This window comes from Porphyromonas cangingivalis (assembly GCF_900638305.1).
GTDB lineage: Bacteria > Bacteroidota > Bacteroidia > Bacteroidales > Porphyromonadaceae > Porphyromonas_A > Porphyromonas_A cangingivalis.
In genome coordinates, this window is sequence record NZ_LR134506.1 from 933,642 (window position 1) to 957,258 (window position 23,617).

General features: G+C 45.4%; 16 protein-coding genes and 1 tRNA gene. 1 reads left to right on the forward strand and 16 read right to left on the reverse strand.

The genetic code is table 11. The annotated features are described in order from the left end of the window. Positions 1 to 24: 24 nt before the first annotated feature. The 14 genes from EL262_RS03915 to EL262_RS03980 all read right to left on the reverse strand — a co-directional run bounded on the left by EL262_RS03915 (position 25) and on the right by EL262_RS03980 (position 20,680). Positions 25 to 450 carry a DUF5606 family protein gene (locus EL262_RS03915; RefSeq protein ID WP_025838588.1) on the reverse strand — a complete coding sequence of 142 codons (426 nt, stop codon included), beginning with the start codon at positions 448 to 450 and terminating at the stop codon, positions 25 to 27. Positions 451 to 468: 18 nt separating this feature from the next. After that, positions 469 to 1,074 carry a dephospho-CoA kinase gene (gene coaE / locus EL262_RS03920; protein ID WP_159100531.1) on the reverse strand — a complete coding sequence of 202 codons (606 nt, stop codon included), beginning with the start codon at positions 1,072 to 1,074 and terminating at the stop codon, positions 469 to 471. Positions 1,075 to 1,079: 5 nt separating this feature from the next. Continuing rightward, positions 1,080 to 2,069, reverse strand: a complete 990-nt coding sequence (locus tag EL262_RS03925; protein WP_025838585.1) for a CdaR family protein — start codon at positions 2,067 to 2,069, stop codon at positions 1,080 to 1,082. 33 nt (positions 2,070 to 2,102) lie between these two features. Beyond that, a complete protein-coding gene (gene yajC, locus EL262_RS03930) occupies positions 2,103 to 2,429 on the reverse strand; it encodes a preprotein translocase subunit YajC (RefSeq protein ID WP_036845088.1) in 327 nt (108 codons plus the stop codon). 34 nt (positions 2,430 to 2,463) lie between these two features. After that, on the reverse strand, positions 2,464 to 3,384 hold the full coding sequence (locus EL262_RS03935; RefSeq protein WP_025838582.1) for a transcription antitermination protein NusB: 921 nt from the start codon (positions 3,382 to 3,384) through the stop codon (positions 2,464 to 2,466). A 448-nt stretch (positions 3,385 to 3,832) separates the two neighbouring features. Then, positions 3,833 to 5,392 (reverse strand): RagB/SusD family nutrient uptake outer membrane protein, encoded by a 1,560-nt coding sequence (locus tag EL262_RS03940; RefSeq protein ID WP_078735547.1) that lies wholly within the window; start codon positions 5,390 to 5,392, stop codon positions 3,833 to 3,835. A 23-nt stretch (positions 5,393 to 5,415) separates the two neighbouring features. After that, positions 5,416 to 8,424, reverse strand: coding sequence for a SusC/RagA family TonB-linked outer membrane protein (locus EL262_RS03945; RefSeq protein WP_078735548.1), 3,009 nt, complete (start codon positions 8,422 to 8,424; stop codon positions 5,416 to 5,418). Positions 8,425 to 8,708: 284 nt separating this feature from the next. Further along, the gene (locus tag EL262_RS03950) at positions 8,709 to 10,082 is read right to left on the reverse strand and encodes a PL29 family lyase N-terminal domain-containing protein (protein ID WP_025838576.1); all 1,374 of its coding nucleotides are present in this window, start codon (positions 10,080 to 10,082) and stop codon (positions 8,709 to 8,711) included. A 31-nt stretch (positions 10,083 to 10,113) separates the two neighbouring features. Next, the gene (locus EL262_RS03955; protein WP_159100528.1) at positions 10,114 to 11,088 is read right to left on the reverse strand and encodes a PorV/PorQ family protein; all 975 of its coding nucleotides are present in this window, start codon (positions 11,086 to 11,088) and stop codon (positions 10,114 to 10,116) included. A 52-nt stretch (positions 11,089 to 11,140) separates the two neighbouring features. Continuing rightward, positions 11,141 to 13,975, reverse strand: a complete 2,835-nt coding sequence (locus tag EL262_RS03960) for a S8 family serine peptidase (RefSeq protein ID WP_025838572.1) — start codon at positions 13,973 to 13,975, stop codon at positions 11,141 to 11,143. Between the two features lie 95 nt (positions 13,976 to 14,070). After that, positions 14,071 to 15,747 carry a BACON domain-containing protein gene (locus EL262_RS03965; protein ID WP_223191293.1) on the reverse strand — a complete coding sequence of 559 codons (1,677 nt, stop codon included), beginning with the start codon at positions 15,745 to 15,747 and terminating at the stop codon, positions 14,071 to 14,073. A 59-nt stretch (positions 15,748 to 15,806) separates the two neighbouring features. Next, on the reverse strand, positions 15,807 to 16,913 hold the full coding sequence (locus tag EL262_RS03970) for a BACON domain-containing protein (RefSeq protein WP_025838567.1): 1,107 nt from the start codon (positions 16,911 to 16,913) through the stop codon (positions 15,807 to 15,809). A 452-nt stretch (positions 16,914 to 17,365) separates the two neighbouring features. Next, positions 17,366 to 18,055: a tetratricopeptide repeat protein gene (locus tag EL262_RS03975; protein WP_036845110.1), complete on the reverse strand. Its 690-nt coding sequence runs from the start codon at positions 18,053 to 18,055 to the stop codon at positions 17,366 to 17,368. Between the two features lie 474 nt (positions 18,056 to 18,529). Further along, complete coding sequence (locus EL262_RS03980) at positions 18,530 to 20,680, reverse strand: elongation factor G (RefSeq protein WP_025838565.1); 2,151 nt, start codon at positions 20,678 to 20,680, stop codon at positions 18,530 to 18,532. Positions 20,681 to 20,888: 208 nt separating this feature from the next. Here EL262_RS03980 and EL262_RS03985 point away from each other — a divergent pair. Then, positions 20,889 to 20,963 (forward strand) — tRNA-Pro (locus EL262_RS03985). 222 nt (positions 20,964 to 21,185) lie between these two features. Here EL262_RS03985 and EL262_RS03990 read toward each other — a convergent pair. Continuing rightward, positions 21,186 to 21,926, reverse strand: coding sequence for an NADPH-dependent oxidoreductase (locus tag EL262_RS03990; protein WP_078735550.1), 741 nt, complete (start codon positions 21,924 to 21,926; stop codon positions 21,186 to 21,188). Between the two features lie 124 nt (positions 21,927 to 22,050). Beyond that, on the reverse strand, positions 22,051 to 23,571 hold the full coding sequence (guaA, locus tag EL262_RS03995; protein ID WP_078735551.1) for a glutamine-hydrolyzing GMP synthase: 1,521 nt from the start codon (positions 23,569 to 23,571) through the stop codon (positions 22,051 to 22,053). Positions 23,572 to 23,617: the final 46 nt, after the last annotated feature.

Genomic DNA, 23,617 nt, shown 5'->3' on the forward strand with positions numbered 1-23,617 from the left:
TGTTTTTATACGGAAAGTGCAGTCTTATGCTTCTGCTGTCACCTCTTCTTCCTTATCGATGAAGGTCTCCATACCGGCCTTAATAAGGATATTGTACCACTTCACGAGTTTCTTGATATCACCATTATGGACACGATCTTTATCGTACGAAGGATATGCAGTCATCATAAACTCTTTGAGCGTATTAGCGTTTGCGCATACTGCCTTCTCATCAACCTCTGCGCCTGCATGCTTTTCCCTGATTGCTTCCATAACGATACCAAGAGGCACGTCATCCTCTTCTGTGTAGATCGAAATATCAGAGAGAGAGACGATACGATCCTTTGCAAAGACCGGAATACGCTTCTTCGTTTCATCTACTTGTTCGACAATGAAAGGCATCTTATTGCCCGATACAATTACAAACAATCCAGGCTTTCCTGAGATTGAAAAGACTTCTTTTAGTTTCATTTTCTATTGTATATAATATTATGCTTCGATGCTCTGATCAAAGACTGATCGGCTCACCGCCTCCAGCTGCTTTATGATCGAACACTTGTTGTCATTCATTATGTGAATATCAGCATGTTTGATGAGTTCTGCCTCTTTCATCTGAAGCACTTTGACTCGCTCAAACCTCTGACTATCCTTATCTCCATCACGACGTATGACGCGCTCCCTACGCATCTCTTCAGGTGCATCCACGGCTATCGTTACATCACATCGCTCATTAAACTTCGAAGAAAAAAGGATCGCACTCTCCATGAAAACGACCTCCGATCCGGAGAAAGCCTTGCACCAATGATCAAAATCCTCAAGAAGAGCAGAATGTATAATCGTCTCCAAACGGGTCTTTATATCGAGAGAAGAAGATAAGGCATTTGATAGTTCAGTCTTTCTGAGTCTTCCCTCTGTATCAATCGGATCAAGACCTATCAGTTCAGCAATCTGTGTACGCACTCTGGGGATATAATACATCTCCTTCGCTACATCATCACAATCGTAGACAGGATATCCGAGATGTGCAAAATAACGCATCACAACACTCTTCCCTGACCCTATCAGCCCACAGACCCCTATCACTCTTGGCTTCATTGACATCATTTCTCCTCAAGGATGTACTCCACTTGATCAGGCTCAGCCTGTATGACATGCACATAGTCCGGATACTTGATGATCTGAAGCTTAAGCTTACCTTTAGCCGTCTCACTGAAGTCTCCGACATCCTCGAGTATAACTTTTATATCCGATGCCAACAATTCATCTGCCTTACTCTCCGGCACCACACACACAACATCCACCATGGAGGGGAAGAGACGTAACGCATATTGTGGATGAGCATACTCAAACGACACCGGTATGGAGAAGCGACGTTGTATGAGTCTCTCCACCTTGACGCTCACTGCGACCTCGGAAGGTGTGAGAGCTACACCTTGAGGTGCAATAAGAGGCATCTTAAATACAGAAGACTTATCAAAGTCTGCAAAAGTAAGCGTATCTGTACGAATGATCTCCAGGGTGTCTATATCGTTTTTATTACCATAGACGATGACCTTATCCGGTTCGAGTGTGAAGTCTGTGATGATCGTTCCGGCAGATGGGATTATTTGTCCCTTAAAGTCGATGGGGACTTCTCTTTTGGCTTTCGGCGAATAGCTGAATCCGATATACTGAGGACTGAAGGTGATTATCGTCGATCGTTTACCATTGATGCTGAGCCGACTGATGAGTTCGTTCTCCAAGACATCCGTAGTCCATTCATGATATCCCTCCCTGCTCTCATCCGGAGTGAACGAAAGTTCAATGGGAGCGATGGCATTGGTGATCGAGTAGTTGAAGAGCTCAAATCCATTGTCCCTCACCTTGACCGAAATATACTCAGGTAAGTCCTCAGACACGGCTATATCCGAAGGTATCTCATTGACGACGATGGGGATCTTGATCGTATCTTCATAGGTATCCTGCAAGGTCTGCAAGAACCACAGAAGCAAAGAGATCATGAAAAACAAGAAAAAAAGAAGGGTCTGCTGATTCCTAAAAAACAGCAGAACCTTCTTATAATCTTTGAAGAGTCGTCTGATACCTTTCATACCATGACTTCTTATATCAAGGGAGTATCGATCTTATCTACCTTTCTTTGCAGAATTATCTGCAACAGCATAGACAGAGTTCAGATCGACTTTAAACTTCACACCCTCCCATACTTCGATGACGACGATCATTGTCTCACGGTTAAGTTCACGGATTGTACCATAAATACCCCCGGCAGTGATGATCTTATCACCGACCTTGAGGGCTTCACGAGCCTTTTGGACATCTTTTTGCTTCTTTGACTGAGGGCGAATGATGAAGAAGTAAAAGATGACCACCATAAGGACGATCATACCAATTTGCATCAATCCGGAGTTGGCAGATGCGGGGGCTTGAAGTAGAATGTTCAGAAAGTTCATTGTCTTATTTTATTAAAGTGTTTGTCATAGCACCTTACTCTCCCAAGATACGTCCCTCTCTCTTGAGCTGGGCGATCATCTCGTGCAAGATACCATTGATAAATGTTGTGCTGTTGGGCGAACTATAGTAACGAGCCAAGTTCAAATACTCGTTGATGGTCACACGTGTTGCGATGCTTGGGAAAGCAATGGCCTCTGTGATCGCCAACTGAAGGATGATGAAGTCCATCTCACTCACACGTTCACGATCCCAATTCTTGAAGTAAGTACTGATGAGATCCCTGTACTCGTCCTTGTTCTTCATCGCCTTTGCAAGGAGTTCGGTACCGAAGGACTCCTCGGCATCGCTCATATACTTCGGCTTGACAAAAGCACTGAAAGGCTTGTCCTCACTCATCCCATTAAAGACCTTGACAACAAATGTATAAACGATATCGATGTCATCATTGAGGTATACAGATGTATTCTCCAGACACTGCCTATAGTCCTCAGAGGCTTGGATATGGGTGCGATAGATAGGCTTCCAATACTGACGCACAGCATCAAGATTGTCCCTCTCCTCTACTGTGAGTGCCACTCCTTTCGCTACGACAAGCCCCATGACTTTATTGAGATACTCCTCCATATCGTCTCGATCGAAGGCGTAAGTATCATACATACCCATGAAGTCCTCATCTGACTCGATATATCTGATGAGAGCATTGTCTGCAAGCCCTCTCAACACCTCTACAGTCTGCGCATCGGGAGCAATCTTGCTGATCTCGCGCTCCAATCTCTTGCGCGCAACTCGCCCCACTTGGATCGGAAGTCCACACATATGGATGTACAACTGGTAAGACTTGTCCAAAGCCAATCTCAAGGTCGATAGAGCCTGAGTGCTCGTCATGCCGCAGTCGTGGTAGAAGTTGTATAGTATCTGTAGAACCTTTATTCGTATCAGTAGACGATTTATCATCGAAGAGATATATGATATTGTTGATAATAACTTTGTTGATCTTACATAGCTCTGAGAGCAAAGCCTTGCCACACAATGATCAGACAAAAGTGTCGGTGCAAATTTAAGCATTTTGAGCCTAAAATACTAATGACAAAAGGCCTAACAGAGGTCAGACAATGACGTGTCCCCTAAAAATAAGCTCAGAGAGAGAAATTGTTGCTTGACAAAGTCTCTCTCTGAGCTTATTTTCAGGGGACAACTATAACGTGGCAATGAGAGCAAGATTCAAGTCAAAAAAAGTCGTAGAACTCGATATCGAAGATCGTAAGATTTGATCTCGCAAGTCATATGATTTAATCTCGAAGGTCGTATAGCTTGATCTCGCAAGATATATGATCTCACATCGTTCATCATATACGCTTCCTATCTCTTATGGTGACAGAGACCTTCTCTCATCCGAGGGGGATCATAACCCCCACCCCGGATTCTGCTGATTCGCTATATTAGGGTTGGTCTTTATGTCATTGCTTGGAATGGCCCAGACAAACTTATCATGTCCTGCCGGAATCTCAAGATCAAGTCCGGCACCATTATAAAGGAATGGAGTAGCTCCACCGCTCAAAGTCTGAGGAGAGTGACGCTTCATCGGCATATTCCAACGACGGAGGTCCCAAAGACGGAAGCCTTCAAATGCCAGTTCTCTCGTACGCTCATCCCGGATCTCTCTAAGCAACTTATTTCCGGTTGCATTGACTCGACCCAATCGACGACTATAACGCAACTGATTGAGATACTTCACCGCACGGTCTGCATCTCCCGACATATATGCGGCCTCTGCTGCAATCAAGTATTGCTCTGCTATACGAAAGACTTTAGGATTGGTCAATGAGTTGGGGACATACCCCCCCCACACACTGTATACACTCCCAATCAAGGTCGCAAAATCAACATCTCCCTTGAACTTTGAGATGACATTGAGGAGATAAGTCTCACCTTGGTAAAAGCAGTTTTGCTTCTCAAAGTATACCTTCTTACGGATATCTGCATCTGAGTACAAGTTGACCATCCATTGAGAAGGGAGATAGTCGGGGTTATTACGGAGTCCATGCTCCTTCTCATAAACCGTAGTAGCTCCATAATAATTGGAAGTATTGGGAAGCTCATCAGGCCTTTGGATCTGTAGTTGTAAGATTTCTTCTGTAGAGAGACTCTGATGCCACATCAGTCTGAAGCTCTCCTCCACAGGTGTGGACAATGTATAGGTCCCGGAAGATATCAACGCTTCGGAAGCAGCCAAAGCTCCTTTCCAATCAGACATATAGAGCTTGATACGAGCCTCTAAGGCAAGCACGGCATCTTTGGTAATATTGGATGCCATGGGACGTCCATCCATGGCTCCCAAAAGTCTCTTGGCTTCCTTGATATCAACGTTGAGGATATGCTCATACACGGCCTTGTTGGTTGCACGAGCAGGCATACCATACTGGTCGTATATCAATACAAGGGGCACACCCAAGTCTGTCTCCGCAGTCTCCGCATTGTATGGCTTGGCGTACCTGATGGAGAGATTGAAGTAGTAGTACGCTCTCAAGAAGTGACCTACACCGGTAGCTCTATCGATGATAGCTCGATCTTCTGCAGTCTTGGCAGGGATCTGAGAGAAACGAGGAAGAGCATAGTTGATGTTCTTGATACGATTGTAATACGCATGCCAGACACTTCCGAGATCCTCATTGGCAGCCTTGAAAGACTCCCAAGCATAAGCATCGACCATATTGTTGGCAAATCCAATAGACGCATTGAGTTGATCAGCTTGGACATCCTGAAGATTTTCGAAGATCCCCTTCTGAACCGTACGAAGCCCGGCCATAAATCCGGCTTCCCAAAACTTGACATGTTCAACAGTTTTCAAGGACATGTGCTCCGGTATGGCATTCGAAGGGAGTCGATCCAAGTTGCATGATGACATCATCATCAACAGCATCATGATGACACCAGGGATTGTTTTCAAATATATCTTATTCATGTTTTCTTATACATTCATTAAACTTAGAAACTCAACTCTACCCCTAAAGTAAACTGTTTCGTGTTAGGATTTACACCTCTGGAGACATTACTGTTATCTTCCGGATCTTGTCCTCTATACTTCGTAAATGTAAGGAGGTTGCGCCCTGTCAGGTATATCTTGGCTCCGGTAAGGACTTTTTGTTTGTCGATCAGATTCTTTTGGAAAGTGTATCCCAAGGTGACATTTTTAAGCCTCATGAATGAAGCGTTCTCAAGGAAGCGAGTGTCATACGAAAGAGCTTCTGAATACTTTCTCTGATATTCGAGACTTGGATATTTTGCATCCTGAAGTGGCTTCTTCCAGTAGTCCATCACTTCTTTGTCCTGTACAAAGCCTTGTCCGGCATACTTCATCGGATTTTCGATATAGTATCGGTCATTCGAGATCATATGCTTACCCAAGATAAAGGCGAAATCAGCTTGTAGAGATAAGCCCTTCCAATTTCCGGCAAGACCAAAACCTCCCGAAATAGGAGCATAACGAGTCACTCCCGTATTTTGCTCAAGTCCATCAGAATATTCGGAAGTGAGGAGCCCATCATCTGTATGCTTCACCTCCGGATGGATGACTCCATTTGTGTCGGTAGAAGGCAAGTACCAACGTGGATAACCATTCTTCGGATTGATATCCTTGAAGATAGGGAGCACATACATGATAGGCTCACCTACAATATACCCTATACCGGTCTTGGGTGCAATCCAAGAGTCTCTACCCTGAAATAACTCAAGGACCTTATCCTTATTGTAGTTGAAGTTAGCGTAAGTAGAGATTTCGTAGTCCTTACCGGTCAGAAGGTTTGCAGTGATGTTGAGGTCAAGCCCCCTGTTTTGATACTTACCGATATTCTGTTTGATAAAGGCATAGGCACCCGTCAATTCAAGACCTGAAGTATAAGGATAAGGGACATCCATCAACATATCCGAAGTCAAACGATCGTACAACTCGACATTGATATGCAACCTGCTGAACACATCAAAGGTCACACCCAAAGTTGTTTTACGCTGTCTCTCCCAGCCAAGATCAGGATTTCCGGGGCTCACAAGTCCCCAACCCTTTATACCATTGTGTTGGCTATAATTCCCTACAAGAGCGAGAGATTCGTAGTAGTCGATGTCCGCATTACCCTGAGTACCTGTGCTCAAACGGACATCAAGAGCATCTATCCAATCGACTTGAGCCAAAAATGACTCTTTCTTGGCCTTCCATAGAAGTCCGGCAGACCAAAACAAGCCGTTTCGTCTATTAGCTCCAAAGACAGAAGATGCATCATTACGTAACACTAAGTCTACAAAGTACTTCCCTGCATAATCGTAGCCAAATTGGCCGAAGAAAGACAAGTAAGCATACTCATAGCTGGTCTCTGTGATTCTTTTGTCTTTTGTCGCGGCAGAGAGTAACGTAAGATTATCGTCCACAAGACCGGTACCCGAAGCTCCAAACCCATCTACACGAGAGGCGGTATACTCATGGCCGGCAAGAAGGGAGAAGTGATGATCGTCCTCTATGTTAAACTTGTAGTCTGCAACGGTATTGGTTGATAGTGAGTTGCTCCCATTGAATGATCTGGTCTTGCTTCCCTGACCTGCATTCTTCAGGAAGGAAGGCTTCGACAAGTCACTATAAATGTTGTAACCGAGGGTTACCCCTAACTGAGAGCGGATCTGAAAGTTCCTGAAGGGACTGATGGTCACATTTCCAATAGTGTTCAGTACGACATCATTGGTATTGTAGACATTCTTTGTCACAACATACTTGGGGTTGTAGAAGAGGAATACGGCGGGTATGACACCTTCGAAGATTTCATTACCATTCTCATCGTATGGGGTATAATATGGAGCGATGAATGGCGATAACCCACCTCCCAAACTGTTCGAACCATAGGGACTGGTCTTTGTATCAGAATATGCCAAACTGGCGTTGAGCCCGAGCTTGATGTAGTCGTTCAACTTGCTGTTGACATTGAGACGAGTGTTCACCTTATTGTACGAAGAACCGGCTCTGAGCCCTTGCTGATCAAATATACCGAGAGAAAAGAAGTAATTGGTTTCATTTTTACCTCCGGAGACATTGATATCCGCCTGATAAGTAGGAGCATTACGATAGAAGTATTTATACCATTGGGTATTATTCTTACCAAACTTATTCTTCATATCTGTAAGAGCAGATCCGGTCACAATACCGAACTCCTCCAACATCTTGAAGGTCTCATCTGTATTCTGAAATCTGTCATAGTAGCTCGTGTTTGCAAGCGAAGAGATACCATACTGCGCACGGGCAGTGATCTTTGCTTTATCTGCCACGGTACCGCGCTTTGTAGTGATATAGATGACACCGTTTGCCGCTCGAGCACCATAGATAGAAGTTGCAGCAGCGTCCTTCAAGAACTGCATACTCTCAAAATCATTGGGGTTCATACCTTGGATGACACCGGCTGACACAGGCATACCATCAAGGATGTATAAGGGTGATGAACCCGAGCTGACAGATCCCCTACCATGAAGTCTGATGGATGCTGTCGCACTTGGCTCTCCAGAAGAAGTGGCCACCTGAAGCCCCGCCACCTTACCTTGCACAGCATCGAAGATGTTGGCCGTAGGTTTTTCTGCAAGTTCTTTCGAACTAACTTTGACAATAGACGCAGATGTGGCTGCAACTTTTTTAGATGCATAACCGACGATGACAACCTCCTCAAGAAGCTCCGAGGTGGGCTTCAACTGGACTCTCATCTTCGCAGTTGCGGGAAACTCTTGAGTAGCATATCCCAAATAACTGAAGATGATAATATCACCGACATTGGCCTTCAACGTAAACTCACCTTGAAGATTGGTCTGGGCGCCTACCGCAGCATTATTCTTGAGGCGCACCATTGCCCCCATCAAGGGCTCGTTGTTTTCATCCACCACGAGACCCTTAACAGTGATAGCCTGTCCGAAAGCTGTTCCGACTGTGATCATCAACAGACTCAACAGCATCAGAAATCGATTTTTCATACCATTATTTTTAATTATTTCTATTCTTTTTTGATGTGAGTATTCTCATAAACCTTCGTGTCCCAATAAACGTAGTCCAAGACTCTCTTTGACGTAGCGGACAATTATGTTTTAAGCCACTCTCGGTCTGTGCATCCCATTTGGCACGTAGCTCTACCTGCCGGCAACAAAATGCAAGCAACTGACTCAGCGAGCAACTTAAGTTCCAACTCACATTTCTCTAAATTATCCTTTACGAATTACAGAGAGCTCTCATGGAGAAGCAATGTCTCGACAGTCTCTCATCAGAAATCACTGAAAGGACGTATGGTGAACTTATATTTATCAGTGTTACCTAACAGTACAGATCTGTGGATCTTAGCTGAGGCTTGATCAAATTCCAATCCTTGCACCTTATACTTATTGAATCCCGATGTTGCATAGGCATCAGATGCAGGATAAAATCCTTGTGTACCAAGATTTACTCTGGTTCCTTTCTGATACCCGGCAGCAGGGAAGACGCGTTCCTTGTTTTTAGCTTTGTCTTTATTCCAAAAAGCTTCATCAGCAATGGTATCCAAAGTAATTTTGGCATCTGCACCTATCAGACGAGCGGTGACCTTGAGATAAGCATCGTTGCTATCCTTCGAAAGACCAACGACTTGATACCTATAGGCTGTACGCATGGTGTTACTCTTGTCTATAAACTTGATCCCATAGGCAATACCATTCGATACTGATTTATACTCTGCTGTATAGTCCTTTTCGACTTGATCTTTCCCGACCTTGATCTTTTCGACAACACCGGTCTTTACACTCTCTGAAGTAAAAGAGATGTTCGATGATTGAGGGACAATACCTAACCATTCACTTGCCGAAGGGAAATGATATTTTCCGACCAAGAAAGATTCAGCAAAAAGAGCGGTTGCGTCATTGAACGCAAATACCCCAAGGACATCCGCGGTATGAGCAGAAGCAAAGCTCTTACCATCTTTGGCTACACCATACTCAGAGACATACTCGATAGCCATTTTGTTCGGATCAAACACACCAGGCTGACTGCCACCCCCACCGGCGACTTTAGAAATAGTAAATGTCTTACCTCCGAAGACAATAATAATAGCCGCATCTGTCTCCGTAATTGATAGGGTATGAGTAGCATCCAGACCTTTAGCACGTACTCTTTCACCATTTTCATCTCTGAGATCCTTCCAAGTAGCGCCGTCATCAGTGCTGATCTGCCAATATCCATCACCTGTAATCTGCACTCTTGGCATCTTTCCATCTTCAGCTTTTGCTCTGATAGGTTGGCCTTGAGCATCTCTCATAAGCTCTCCATCAATAGTCCAGTAAAGGGTACCATTCATTTCTGTGACAGAAACATTAGGAGTCTTTCCATTGCGACCGTTCATCAGACTCAACTTGCTACCATCCGACATGATCAGATCATAACCGTATGGTTTCTCAATCCACTCCTTGATAAACTTCTTACCTGCTTCAGCATCAATCAATCCTTGAAGAGCCTCGATCCTTGTTCTTGCATTTTTCATCAAGTCTTCCAACTTGTTCACACGAGCTTCCAGCTCATCAATCCTGCCATAGATCGAGGATAGATCCGTACAAGACACTGCAATAAGTGATAGTAGGAGTACCCATGTAAGGTTTACTATTTTCTTCATATTCAGTTTATATAAATTAGTTATTATTCAATCAATAGTTGTACGATAGTGTCAAGACAAGCCTATCGCTATGCGTTATATTGAGACCTCTCAAAAACGAAAAGTCAATCTTCGCCCTCTTATACCCCAGCCCGGCGCCACATGACCAATGCCCGGTCGATCGATTGCCAAGCTGAACACCGGCTCTGAGACTGAGCAAATCATAAAGGATATACTCGGCTCCCATATTGGCCTGATAGACTTGGACATTTGTTGGCATAAAGAATGATCGTCCTCCTATCAAAGTGACCAACTTGTGATTCTTACTAAATAATGTTGTCAGATCCGCTGTCAACTCAGCCTTGCTCGGAAGTGTGTACCACTCGGAAGATGAGTAATACAACGGAGTCCCAAAATCCGCTACACGAGCTGCTATGTTAAGCAAAACATCTGTCTCAGAGATTTGAAAGTCTTTCAGGTAGTTTGCTCCAATACCAAAAGCTCCTGCATAGGCCGCACGACCCGTATAGCTCTGAATGAAAGAGCCGGTGGCAAACACAGAAAATCTTTTGCTTATCCTATAAGCATATCCCAGGTCAGCAACCCAGTCAAAGGGATTGTACTCCAATGGATCTTGATTATCAAATTGACCGGTCGAGACCTTGTGAGACAAACCTCCCTGGTAACGGAAACCTGCATAAAAAGCATGTCGATCAAAAAACTTTTGCCCTACAGATATGGTCGCCTTTTTAAGACGACCGTCTGCGGCCCCATATTTAGGGAAGAGTACCCCATTGGCAGAGACCGTAAACTTGGTGTCTTGATACACAATCGAAGCGGGATTGATGTATAGATAGCTTCGATCCGTATTCATCAGTGCAACTCCTCCCATCGCAGCTGCTCGAGCATCCACGGGAGATTCGAGTATTGGCAATAGACGAGTCTGAGCGAGAGAGGTATTGGAAGTAGCTATCGCTCCCAATATCAGTATGCCAAGACAGCACCTACGCAATAAATCAGTCTTCATATTTTTCATTTTGGCTTACAATATGTTCTTATTAAGTCAAGAGACGATCGGGTCATCTTTTAAGTATACTACGGACAGATTCTTTCTCTCCCGTCTTTATGACCAAGACATAGGATCCCGGATTCAATGTTCGCAGATCCACAGAGGTAATACCGACAGTATTTGCCTTGACCGCCTCGTGCAAGATCAACTCTCCATTGATGCTCTGTATCTTCACCTCAGCACGTTTATGCTTAGGGTGCAACCAGATATTAAGTACCCTCTCCACCGGCAATGGCCACACAGAGAGGACATCATCCGTAACATCCTCGGTAACTTTCACTTCGATCGTTGTGCTTATCGACTTGTACCCATTACTTGCGGTGATGACAACGGAGGTGTTTCCTGAGTTCTCTCCGATGATGAATAAGCGACCATCCTTGTCAATAAAGGTGCTTGCGACAGAAGGTTTTGTAGAAACGGCCTTAAAACTCAGGGTCAAGTAATACTGCTTCTCAAAGAAATCAGGCAAAGCCAGTTCCAAAGGACCACTCTTTACTCCGACCAAAAGGGAGTTGATGGTTGTTTTCATGACAGGTGTTTGAACATGAACGACCCTGAATGGGACATCAAAAGTCTTGGCAAGCCCCAACTCATCCTTTAATGTCAATTTACAGATATGTTCACCCTCTCCCAACACCGGACGAATAGTGAGTTCGATACCTTTCGAAGTCTTCTTATGGGTAACCCCACCTCTGTCACCTGAGATCTCATAAGTCCACGAATGTCCATCTTTTTCTTCGATTTCGAGTAGATAGCTATGATTAGTATCTATGACGAGAAGGGGCTCTTGGGGGAGGTTCGTAATCTCAGGAGCATGATTGGTCTTTGTCTCCCCGACAAAAAGCGAAGGCTCAGAGATATTTCCCCACTTGTCATACGCTACGAGTGCGAAGTGATAAGCTTGTCCCGGCTTCAAATAAGGGACAGTAAAGCTCATCTCATCACCAGGCTCCGTTCCGGATCCACTGATAAATCCATTTGCCGTTCCGGAGACATCCCCTACCCTCATATAATTATCTTTCGTCAGCTCCTTATCTGAGACGTACAACTTATATCTCAAAGGCTGTTTGTCATCCTCATCCTTGGGGACGTTCCAGTAGAGTGTAAGCTCTGTAAAGGCATTTTTTGTTGACTTTTCAGCGATAAAGACAGGCTTCTCAGGAGCCTTTTTATTGTTTACCAAAGTGACCGCGGCATAAGCATCGATGGTTCCCACGCCGAGTTTACCGGCATAAGTTGGATTGACCTTGTCCAAGTCAATAGGAAGAACAGATGCCAATATGCGTGTCTTCAAGTCCTCGTTGGTAAACCCCGGGCCTCCAAATTTGGAAAGAACCAATGCTGCGACTCCGGACACGTGTGGGCAAGCCATGGAAGTACCGTGGTAATAATGATAAAGAGCTTTAGGCTTCATGTCAGGAGCCATAGTGCTGAGGACACCGGCCTTCTCGCCATATCGTTGCATATCTCCACCGGGAGCAGAAATATCTACCCAGTTTCCATATGTCGAATAACTTGCTTTAGTGAAGTTTGGAGCGATGGCAGCGACAGCCACGACACGCTCGTACGAAGCCGGAGGTGTGGGGAAGTCCACATTATCATTTCCGGCAGCAAAGAAAACGACTCCACCCTTCATCGGAGCATCTTCTCTCTGTTGTCCATATCTTGGATCAGAGGTATCAAGCACCGTTCCGGCCTTGTCGATGAAGAAGTCTATCGCTTCTTTTACGACAGTAGGGGTCTGTTCCACTCCGGAAGCAAAAGGATAGCCCCAGGAGTTTTGAGAGATGGTAGCCCCATTTAATGCTCCATATATAATCGCATTTGCAATGTTTTCAGCAGATGCACCTTTTGTCGTGACACCGTCAGGATTAGCCCTAAGGATGGCTGCAGACATGATACGGACACCGGTCTCTTTGAGATCTTTATGATTTCCGCCGGCTACACCGCTCACCCCTATTCCGTTATTGGATCTTGCTCCGACCGTACCGGCAACGTGTGTACCGTGACCGTCAGGATCAGGACGAATATCTCCGGTCAGGTCAACGAAACAGAATCCATGAATATCATCCTTACGCCCATTACCGTCATCATCAATGCCGTTCTTCTCTTCTGCTTTATTTACCCATAGGTTGTCTTTCAAGTCCGGGTGGGTAACGTCGATCCCACCATCAACGACACAGACGATGACATTAGGCGTACCGGTGGTTATTTTCCAAGCATTGAAAAGATTGATGTCACATCCCTGTTTTGCCCAATACTTATCACCCAAATTGTTGTAATGCCACTGCTGTGACAGCATTGGATCATCAAATGGAAGCTCTCCGGAACGAATAAAATCATAGACGGGAGACTCCCCCTGAGGTGCTTCAAAGACTTCAGCCTGACAAGAGTATTCAACCGTCTCAATACCGCCCACATTATTCATGATCGCAAAAGCATCGATGAGAGCAACTTCCTCATCAAATGTCACTACAAACCAACGATCGAGTCCTGCTTCCTTCAGAGCCCCCTCATATTTACCGGATGGAAGGACAAGCCTCTCCACCTTATTGGCTTTCATCATCCCGAAAGCGGCAGACATGGCCGTAGGCATGCTTGACATCTGCACGCCTCCGGCATCCACAAGTTTGATGTCTCCGAGAAGGCCCTCACTTACCTTGAAGATAAGTTTACCGGGATAAGCACTCTTAGGAGCAAACAAAGAAGCTGATCTTCCGGAAGCAGAGCTTTGGGTAGTCCCTGCGACATGAAGGTCTGCCTGCCTCTCTTCTTTACAACCATAGAGTGTAATCAAGGCAGTGAGACATCCAAGGATCAGAGTATTTATATTTCTTCTGTTCATATATCTATATTCATATTCATAGCACCATATTGTGTCAGATACAAGAGTATCAGTCACCTGAGGTCCTACATCTTACTACAACAAAACACATATATTCATCGCTGTGCCCCCAAAAGCCGGTCTTGGCGTACGACTTCATCGTACATTGCCGACAAAGTTGCATTCATCTGAGCCGTAGTTTGATGACTTAGATCACGATGGAAATAACTTATTGCCAGTACCGGCATCAAGTCCAAGACCGAACTGAATCGTGTACCGCGAGGCATGATCAAGATTTTCTTCTCGTCATGATACCACTGAGTTATTCCATTTTGTTCCTTTATGTACTTGAACCCGGAGGCTGCCAAAAGATTCTGGAACTCTTCGGTCAGATAGTACTTACCCTCAGATACGAAAGCACCAAGATGCACATCATCAAAGACTGCGACCAACTGGTCGAGACGATCAGCTATGGCACCTGTAGCAGGATCTATCTTGTCCTCATTCATCCCGAAGATACGAACCACAAGGGGGCGCTTCTCCGGAGCGACAGAGTACTGAGACTCTTTTATAATCTTCGGATCCTTTTCACTCGGTGTCTCATAGTCGACGGTAGAGCCGTCAGCAAGTTCACTTTCCTTGATCTTGGCATATGTCCAACCCTCAAACAAGTACTCATACTTGTCGAATGGGAACGTCTTGAAGGTCTTATATGACTCTGTCTGTCGGCCTCTTGACTTGAGCGTAATGGTAGAAGGCTTGGTTGCATCCTTATTGATTCTGATATCCACTCCATACGCAGCTTCAAGGTTTGAGCCCGAAAAACTCAAGATCTGTCCCGTAGGATCCGTAGTATTATTCGAAATAGAAAATCCTTGATAAGTCAAAAAGTCCATGAACTCATCCGATTGCAATATCTCCGGTTCATAAGAAGTCATTACGATATTGGTAATCAAGCCAGTCAAGGTATTGACACTGTAAAGGACACTGTGATACACAGGTGATGCGTACACAAACTTGACCGAAGCAGAGCCCGGAAGTCCGAGCAAGCCACCGGAAAAAGAGTACTCCAACAGATAGTTACCATTCTTCTCCTCAAATGCTATGATATTGTATGGAGAAGATCTTCTTTCCAAAAGTGGCAGGGCAAACTTAGCCCCTTTATTACTCGATTGTTGGGTAAAGTTGACAACCATAACCTTTCCGGACACAGACACATAAATCTGTGCTGTACGAGCCCGGAGAGTCGTATTGGCTTGCGCTATAACCTGGATAAAGTTGTCTATACGATTGACCCTTAGCCACTCTTTCCCCTCCTCGACCTCAAAGATCCACTCGGCCTCATTAGATCGGATATCGACCAAGATAGCCTCTCCTTCGGGAGACAGCTCGGCATCTTTAGGAGACACGTCCAGAAGGACGCGTGCATTACTCTGAGTGACAGAGACTAACTCTCTGGCTCCTCCTGCCACGACCAAGATATTGGTGCTACGCTTTACTCCGGACTTATTCTCGAGAGCAGATATGTATATACCATTGTCCCTGTACTCTGCATTCAACCAACTTGGGTCGAGAGAGACAACTTTCACTGAGGACTGGTTGGTCTTGACCCGGATCTGGGGGACATATCCCATTTCGATCTGCTGGCTTGTAAGTTCGAGCGTCTCATGAGAGAGCTCCAAAACAGCTCCATCCAGATTTCTCTTCATCTCGTTTTGTGGCACACAGGACTGAAAAAGTCCAAGCAGAGCCAAAGTCATCGAGACAAATTTAATCACACTTCTAACATTCATCATTTACTTCCTTTATGGTCTTTGGGTATAATGAAACGTACTTAATCGGCATAATGACGTTATGCCCCAAGAGGCGTAAAGATGACCTTCGACTCCTTCAACTCCTTTATCTCAACTACGACTTTGAAGCCAAGTTGTTGACTGACACCTTCATAGTTTTGAGAGCCTTTTTTCTTTTTTATTTCGAAGCCCTTATCGATCAAGGTCTGAATGAACTCATCAGACATCAAAGTCTTGGCATCATTAGAGACCATCTCGATTTGGTGAATACTCTTTGTTGCCTCTACTATGTAGTATGTGACAGACTTGAATACGGGTGAAGCATAAAGGAAAACGATATAAGGGATATCCAATGGAGATCCGTAATTTTCATCGTCATACTTGACAACATAGCTTCCTTGTTTCTTCTCATAGTCTATGATGGCGTGTTTGGTAGGTTTCTTCTCCAACAAAGGCAAACCAAATCTTGCCCCATTATTAAACGCCTGCTGAGCAACGTTTATCTCCACCGGGCTCGTTCCACGAAGTTCGACATAAATGTGCCCTCGCCTTTGGTGGCTGGCGGTATTGGGGGCTACCATGATTTGGAGAAAGTCGTTGATTCGGTTTACAGAGAGCCACTCCTCTGACTGTTCTTCCACCTCATACTTCCAATCTTCACCATTCGACTTGACATCGATCAACAGTGTCTCACCATTAGCAGGGACGGAGATCTCTGTCGGAGAGACCTTCAAGAAGAGCGTCGATCCCTTCTGTGTCACCTTGATGATGTCAAACTCAGTACCGGCAAACACCAAAAGATTGGTTGTCCTCTTCACTCCGGACTGGTTTGGTTTTGCAGAAATGTATATTTTCTTGTTGAGGTATTTCGCCTCAACCCAATCAGGCGCAAGAGACTGTACCTTTACGACATCTTGATTGGTCTCTACAGTCACAAGGGGAGTGGCAGCCTGAGCCTCATTCGACAGTTCGACTGCATACTGCGAGAGTTCCAAAGTTGCACGTTCTGTGACTGATTTAGAGCCATCCTGCATGGTACATCCACCACACACGACAGCAGCAAACAACGCTATTGCACACAGCTTTATCACACCTTTCATCTTAAAATTCATTTTCGTCTTGAGCACCACGAACATCGCAAAATCACTCAAGACAAGTTTATACATATTAACTTATCTCCTTATATTTTATTTTTCTCATCAAGCGAACCAAGTATTTTATCGACCTCCGGCTATAGTCTTCCGACAGATCCCCAAAGCGTCATCCACTAAAGGTATCTGCAATCATAATTGCATCAGGAAATAGGGCATTATCTAAACAATTAAAAACACTTTCTCCAGCTCAGAGACAAAAATCTCTACAAGAAAACAAAGAAAACGGCGAAGCTGTATATTGTAGAAAGTATTTATTCCGGAAGAGAGCTTGAGGATAAAAACAGAAAGAACAAATCAAGCAAATAAGAAAAGTCCTATCCTGTTTAGCAGAATCAAAGAAGAGTCCAAATGTTTTTCTCTTTTGAATTTAATCAAAAAGACAAAATCACCTCCTCCTTGTAGGGGATAAAAAACAAACAAGTTCCGTTTTCAGTCGGTGAAAACGGAACTCGCTGTAAACCTGATTACTTCAAGTTGAGCCTTTCGATATACTTGTCGATCAGACCGGCTTCTTCCGAATCGTAGTACTTATCCTTGATGGTCTTGTAGCAAGTCATTGCTTTGTCATTTTGCCCAAGGGATTCATAAGCCAGACCGGCCTTCTTGAGATAGACGGGAGAGATCACAGAGTTGTCAGCCTTAGCCGCTGCCTTCTCAAAGTAAGAGACAGCCTCCTGTACATTACCCTTTTCGACAAGACAATCACCGATGAGCCCCACGACTGTAGGAGCCAACATTTCATCGTCCGCAGAGAACTTCTTGAGGTGCTCCAAAGCCTTGTCATACTCTCCAAGTTTGAAGTATGAGATACCGGCATAAGCCTGAGCCAGATTGCCTGCTTCTGTCGATCCATACTTCTTGATGATCTCAAGGAAACCCGTAGTCTTGGCTCCATCGCCATTGAGAGCGAGAGCAAAAGAGTCTACCCCGAAGTAGTGTTCAGCTCTGAACATTGCTTCCTTTGCCTTATCTTCCTTAGGTTGGGCATAGAGATGCTTGTACGCAAAAAAAGCACCAACAAGGATGATAACAGCGAGGACTGCGACTGTGATGTTCTTCTTGTTGTCGTCGATGAACTTCTCAGATTTCGAAACGATCACACCGACTTCTTGTTCAGGTGTGAGATTTTCTTGTTGTTTAGGATCTTTACTCATGGTTCCTATCTATAATTTATGTTGTTGTTTACTCGCCAAATGGTACAATAGCAATTGCTCGCAAAAATAACAAAATTAAAGGAGATGGAGAGCTTTTAAAGTGAAAAAGTTTGGATTGCTGATTCAACAAGTCTAAGCAAGCCTACTCCGGAGAAGAATAAAGCAAGATATACATGGAGGCTCTATGCCTCAGAAGAAAGACATAAGAGAGATGAAAAAAAAAAATCGTGACAATAGAAACTACCCCGGCCTCTTCCGGAGAAGAGGAGAAAATACTCTGTACAAGGACAGAATGTTTGCCGGCACGGGACAAAATGGATTCTGTCGCAAAATAAAATTTTGCCCCACATCTAACCTCTTTACCCGACGGTATCCGCTTTTATCCGAACGAACATGAAAAAAGGTGTGTCAAAATAGAAAATCTTGACACACCCTCTATAAAGATTTTAGATATTCAATATCCTGTCAGACAGATCACTCATCATCTTCTGCATGTTCTGCAAGGAGTTTTTCTTGCACATCTTGTGGAACAAGCTCGTAAGACGCAAACTTCATCGTGAAAGAAGCACGTCCTCCCGTGATAGAACTGAGTGAGGTGGAGTAAGAGGCGAGCTCCTTCAAAGGCACCTTGGCTTGGATGCGTTCATACCCCTTGGCACTCTCCATCCCCATGATCATCGCTCGACGTCCCTGGAGATCACTCATGACATCGCCCATAAACTCTGCAGGGACACTTACCGTAACATCATACACGGGCTCCAAGACCTTGGGACTTGCCTCACGAAAAGCCTGACTGAAAGCATTACGCCCCGCAAGCATGAAGGAAACTTCGTTGCTGTCAACAGGATGCATCTTGCCGTCATATACGATGACACGTACATCACGGGCATACGACCCGGTAAGAGGTCCCTGCTCCATACGAGACATCACCCCCTTGAGGATTGCAGGCAAGAAACGAGTATCGATGGCTCCACCGACAATACTGTTGACGAATATGAGTTTGCCACCCCAGTCGAGTTTAACCTCCTGGGTATCCCTTGGCGTAATCTTGAACTCTTGACCGCCAAATTTATATGACGATGGCATGGACATCCCATCGGTATATGGTTCGACAATCAGATGAACCTCACCGAACTGACCGGCACCACCGGACTGCTTCTTATGTCGATAATCTGCACGAGCGACCTTGGTGATCGTCTCACGGTAAGGGATACGAGGCTCCTCGAAACGGATCTGTATCTTTTCGTTATTTTCGAGACGCCACTTGAGTGTACGCAAGTGAAACTCTCCTTGCCCATAAACAATCTGCTGACGAAGTTCCTTGGACTGCTCCACAATCCATGTCGGATCCTCGCTGTGCATACGTGATAGGATTTCGCTGAGTTTTTCAGCATCGGCCTCATTTACCGGATAGATAGCACGGCGATACTTTGGTTCCGGAAAAGTCAATGGAGGGTATATCCACTCACACCCTTTCTCGTTAAGGGAATGACCGAGCTTGACATCTTTGAGCTTCACAACAGCACCGATATCTCCGGCTTTCATCATGGAGATCTTCTCACGAGACTGACCATCCGGCACAAAGATCTGTGCGAGTCTTTCTTTGCTATCACGATGAGGGTTGTAGAGATCATCCCCCTCCTTCACGGTACCGCTGACCACCTTGAAGTAATCCACCTGACCGATATGAGGCTCGACTGTAGACTTGAAGAAATACAAACTGGTAGGCCCATCGCTCTTTGTCTCGATCACTGTACCATCTGTGGCCTGCATCGAAGGCATCTTGTCCGCACAAGGAACGACATTGCCGAGAAATTCGAGTGTCCTACGTACACACATATCCTTCAGTGCACTGACACAGAACACAGGGAACATCCCCCTTGCAAGAAGACCTTGACGAATACCTTCACGCATCTCGTCTTCTGTAAGAGTTCCCTTGTCGAAGAAGATGTCCATAAGTCCTTCGTCGTTCTCCGCTGCAGCCTCAACAAGTGCTTGGTGATACTCCATGGCTCTCGGCATCTCATCCTCCGGGATGTCGAGCACCTCAGGAACACCACCCTCGGGCTTCCAGCGGTACAACTTCATCTTGAGAACGTCCACAATCTCATTGAAAGCAGAACCTATGTTACGTGGATACTGTACAGCGATGGCCTTGGTACCATAACGCTCACGAAGCTGATTGTACGCCATCTCAAAATCGGCCTTGTCGTTGTCGAGCTGATTGATGATGAAGATGACAGGCTTATTGAACTGCTCTGTATATCTGAATTGGTTGATCAACCCCACCTCAACACCGTACTGTGCATTGACCACCATGAGCGCAGTATCTGTTACCTGAAGAGCCGATACAGCTGCACCGATGAAGTCGTCCGCTCCCGGACAATCGATGAAGTTCAATTTACGCTCTTGCCATGGTACAGAAAATACGGTTGAAAAGACCGAATACCCATATTCTTTTTCAACAGGAAAATAATCGGACACCGTATTCCCGGCTTCTACTGTACCACGGCGTTTAATGACACCGGCTTCAAACAGCATAGACTCAGCCAAGGTGGTCTTGCCTGAGCGAGAACTCCCGAGGATCGAGATGTTCTTGATTTGATTAGTTTCGTACACTTTCATAGTATCCACAAATTATTATATTAGTATTTATTTAGGAATATCATAGATCACCCTAAGGCAGAGAGATAAAACAGAGTCTTATCTCCACACAAAGTAGGAAGATTTTTCGATATTTCCAACGATTGATATACATTTTTCACTAAACGTATATTTAAGGTCAGAAGCCCTTGTTATTCCAAAATAAAGATGTATTTTTGCATCGGATTTTCGGGGTGTAGCTCAGCCCGGTTAGAGTACACGTCTGGGGGGCGTGTGGTCGCTGGTTCGAATCCAGTCACCCCGACAAGCTACTTTCAAGCACCGACACGCATCACAATGATAAGTGTCGGTGCTTTTTTATACCCTGCAAAGAAAAAAAAGGCTGTCCAACTTATTCCATATCCTCAGACAGCCTTCTTAGGACTTAGTATGGGGGGGGGAGCGACGGAGAGAGACAAAAAGACACCGCCCTCAATCAGCATTATTGACTGATTGAGGGCGGTGTCTTTTTTTTGTGGATTTGAGATTACTTCTCGGCTGTAAATCCTTGTTGTTCTAGACTGGACTTCACCTTGGGAAAGTAGACACGATTGTATACAGAGCCGACAAACTCTGTCCAAGCAGGAGCCATTGTCGTATCGGGGCGTTGAGCCAAATACTCCTTATAGAGGGCATCGTAGTCTGCGACAAGGGTATCTGTTTCTGTATTGTAAGTATCTATCGACACAGTGGCATCATAGGGCAGGCGAGGTTTGAGGCCTTGATCTCCGACTTCAACACCTATACACATCCCCAAGACCGGATAGACATACTTCGGCAACCCCAAGAGCTCTATGATCTCGAAGGGTTCACGACGTATGGCACCGATAGGCACAATGCCATAGCCAAGAGACTCTGCAGCGGTCATGGCGTTTGAAAATGCGATACCAACATCTACCGCACCGACCATCACGGACTCTATCGATGTGGCATGTTCGAATGGGATGCCTTGTGCCTCCATCTTCTTAGCGACCTTATGGTAGTCCATGAGGAAGACCATGAAGACCGAACATTTCGAGATCCAAGGCTGCCCACCGGCGAGCTCGGCGATCCGATCTTTCTTCGCTTGATCCTCGATCACGATGATGCTCCACTGCTGACCATTGATAGAGGTTGGGGCATGGATGGCAGACTCAATGATGGCTCTCAGGTGTTCTTCCTTTACGGCTTCGCCCGTATAATTACGTATACTGCGGTGCGCCTTCATTATATTTATTGTTTCGTTCATATCTGTAAGTTTTATGGTTTTCTTCAAGGAAAACAAAACAAACCTGCTATTCGTTCAATCTCCTTGATGTTTGGCATACAACAAAAAGGCTGTGAGCAAAGAACCTCACAGCCTTTTCTATTTATTATTCCCACTCAATGGTTGCGGGTGGTTTCGAACTCACATCATACACCACTCGATTGATCCCACGCACACGATTTATGATATCGTTGGATACCTTAGCAAGAAACTCGTGAGGTAAATGTGCCCAATCTGCAGACATTGCATCCGTTGAAGTGACGGCACGCAGAGCAACAACGCTCTCATAGGTACGCTCATCACCCATCACCCCGACAGACTGCACCGGGAGAAGGATCGCTCCGGCTTGCCAGACTTTGTCATACAAGCCCCATTCTCTAAGCGCAGAGATATAGATGGCATCTGCTTCCTGCAGGATGCGCACACGTTCTTCGGAGATCTCCCCAAGGATACGGATACCAAGCCCGGGACCGGGAAACGGATGGCGGTGAATGAGATGCTCACGCATACCCATCTCGAAACCGACTCGGCGCACTTCGTCCTTGAAGAGGAGACGTAACGGTTCGACGAGCTTGAGATTCATCTTTTCGGGTAGTCCCCCCACATTGTGATGACTCTTGATGACCGTACCTGTGATAGACAGAGACTCGATGACATCGGGATAGATCGTCCCCTGCCCAAGCCACTTGACATCCTTGATCTTCTTTGCCTCTTCTTCGAACACGTCGATGAAGCCCTGCCCGATGATCTTACGCTTCTGTTCGGGATCAGTCACACCTTTAAGACGACTGTAGAAGTATTCCTTAGCATTGACACCTTTGACATTAAGCCCCAAGTGCTCGTAATCTGCAAGGACATTCTCAAACTCATCCTTACGCAGAAGACCATGATCGACGAAGATACAAGTGAGGCGGTCACCGATAGCCTTATTGAGCAGTACCGCACATACCGAAGAGTCTACACCTCCCGAGAGGGCAAGAAGAACCTTGTCATTGCCGAGCTGCTCTTTGAGCTGAGCTACGATGCTCTCAACAAAAGAAGCAGGTGTCCAGTTCTTTTCACATTTACAGATGTCCAAAAAGTTGGATAAGAGCTTTGTACCCTCTTCTGAGTGATACACCTCAGGGTGAAACTGCACCGCCCACACAGGCAACCCCTCAAGTCGATAAGCCGCAGTCGGGATGGAGTCGGTCTTTGCGATGACCTTGGCATCTACAGGCAGTGCCGTGATGGTATCACCATGAGACATCCATATCTGGTTACCCTGGGTCATCCCACGGAGGAGGGCATCTTCCTTGTCGATGATGTCCAAGTGTGCACGCCCGAACTCACGAGTAGCACAAGCCTCGACACGTCCGCCACGCTCGTTGGCGATGAACTGTGCCCCATAGCATATACCCAAGACAGGTACCTTCCCGATGATCTTGTCCAAGTCGATACGGAAAGCATCAGGCTGGTTGACAGAGTAAGGGCTTCCGGAAAGGATCACCCCCTTGATGCCGGTGAGATCATCCGACAGATTGTGATAAGGCACTATCTCACAGTACACACCGAGCTCCCTGACCCGACGTCCGATGAGCTGTGTCGTCTGTGACCCAAAATCCAGAATGAGAATTTTTTCTAACATAGTTTGCGGTTGGCTTATAGTGATACGTATATTTCTATTTGTGTTC

Excerpts from the sequence above, each read along its gene's own strand:
- EL262_RS03955 (WP_159100528.1), bottom strand. The coding sequence starts at position 11,088 with ATGAAGACTGATTTATTGCGTAGGTGCTGTCTTGGCATACTGATATTG.
- EL262_RS03915 (WP_025838588.1), bottom strand. The coding sequence starts at position 450 with ATGAAACTAAAAGAAGTCTTTTCAATCTCAGGAAAGCCTGGATTGTTT.
- EL262_RS03970 (WP_025838567.1), bottom strand. The coding sequence starts at position 16,913 with ATGTATAAACTTGTCTTGAGTGATTTTGCGATGTTCGTGGTGCTCAAG.
- coaE (WP_159100531.1), bottom strand. The coding sequence starts at position 1,074 with ATGAAGCCAAGAGTGATAGGGGTCTGTGGGCTGATAGGGTCAGGGAAG.
- EL262_RS03965 (WP_223191293.1), bottom strand. The coding sequence starts at position 15,747 with ATGAATGTTAGAAGTGTGATTAAATTTGTCTCGATGACTTTGGCTCTG.
- EL262_RS03940 (WP_078735547.1), bottom strand. The coding sequence starts at position 5,392 with ATGAATAAGATATATTTGAAAACAATCCCTGGTGTCATCATGATGCTG.
- EL262_RS03975 (WP_036845110.1), bottom strand. The coding sequence starts at position 18,055 with ATGAGTAAAGATCCTAAACAACAAGAAAATCTCACACCTGAACAAGAA.
- EL262_RS03980 (WP_025838565.1), bottom strand. The coding sequence starts at position 20,680 with ATGAAAGTGTACGAAACTAATCAAATCAAGAACATCTCGATCCTCGGG.
- EL262_RS03935 (WP_025838582.1), bottom strand. The coding sequence starts at position 3,384 with ATGATAAATCGTCTACTGATACGAATAAAGGTTCTACAGATACTATAC.
- yajC (WP_036845088.1), bottom strand. The coding sequence starts at position 2,429 with ATGAACTTTCTGAACATTCTACTTCAAGCCCCCGCATCTGCCAACTCC.
- EL262_RS03945 (WP_078735548.1), bottom strand. The coding sequence starts at position 8,424 with ATGAAAAATCGATTTCTGATGCTGTTGAGTCTGTTGATGATCACAGTC.
- EL262_RS03960 (WP_025838572.1), bottom strand. The coding sequence starts at position 13,975 with ATGAACAGAAGAAATATAAATACTCTGATCCTTGGATGTCTCACTGCC.
- EL262_RS03925 (WP_025838585.1), bottom strand. The coding sequence starts at position 2,069 with ATGAAAGGTATCAGACGACTCTTCAAAGATTATAAGAAGGTTCTGCTG.
- guaA (WP_078735551.1), bottom strand. The coding sequence starts at position 23,571 with ATGTTAGAAAAAATTCTCATTCTGGATTTTGGGTCACAGACGACACAG.
- EL262_RS03950 (WP_025838576.1), bottom strand. The coding sequence starts at position 10,082 with ATGAAGAAAATAGTAAACCTTACATGGGTACTCCTACTATCACTTATT.
- EL262_RS03990 (WP_078735550.1), bottom strand. The coding sequence starts at position 21,926 with ATGAACGAAACAATAAATATAATGAAGGCGCACCGCAGTATACGTAAT.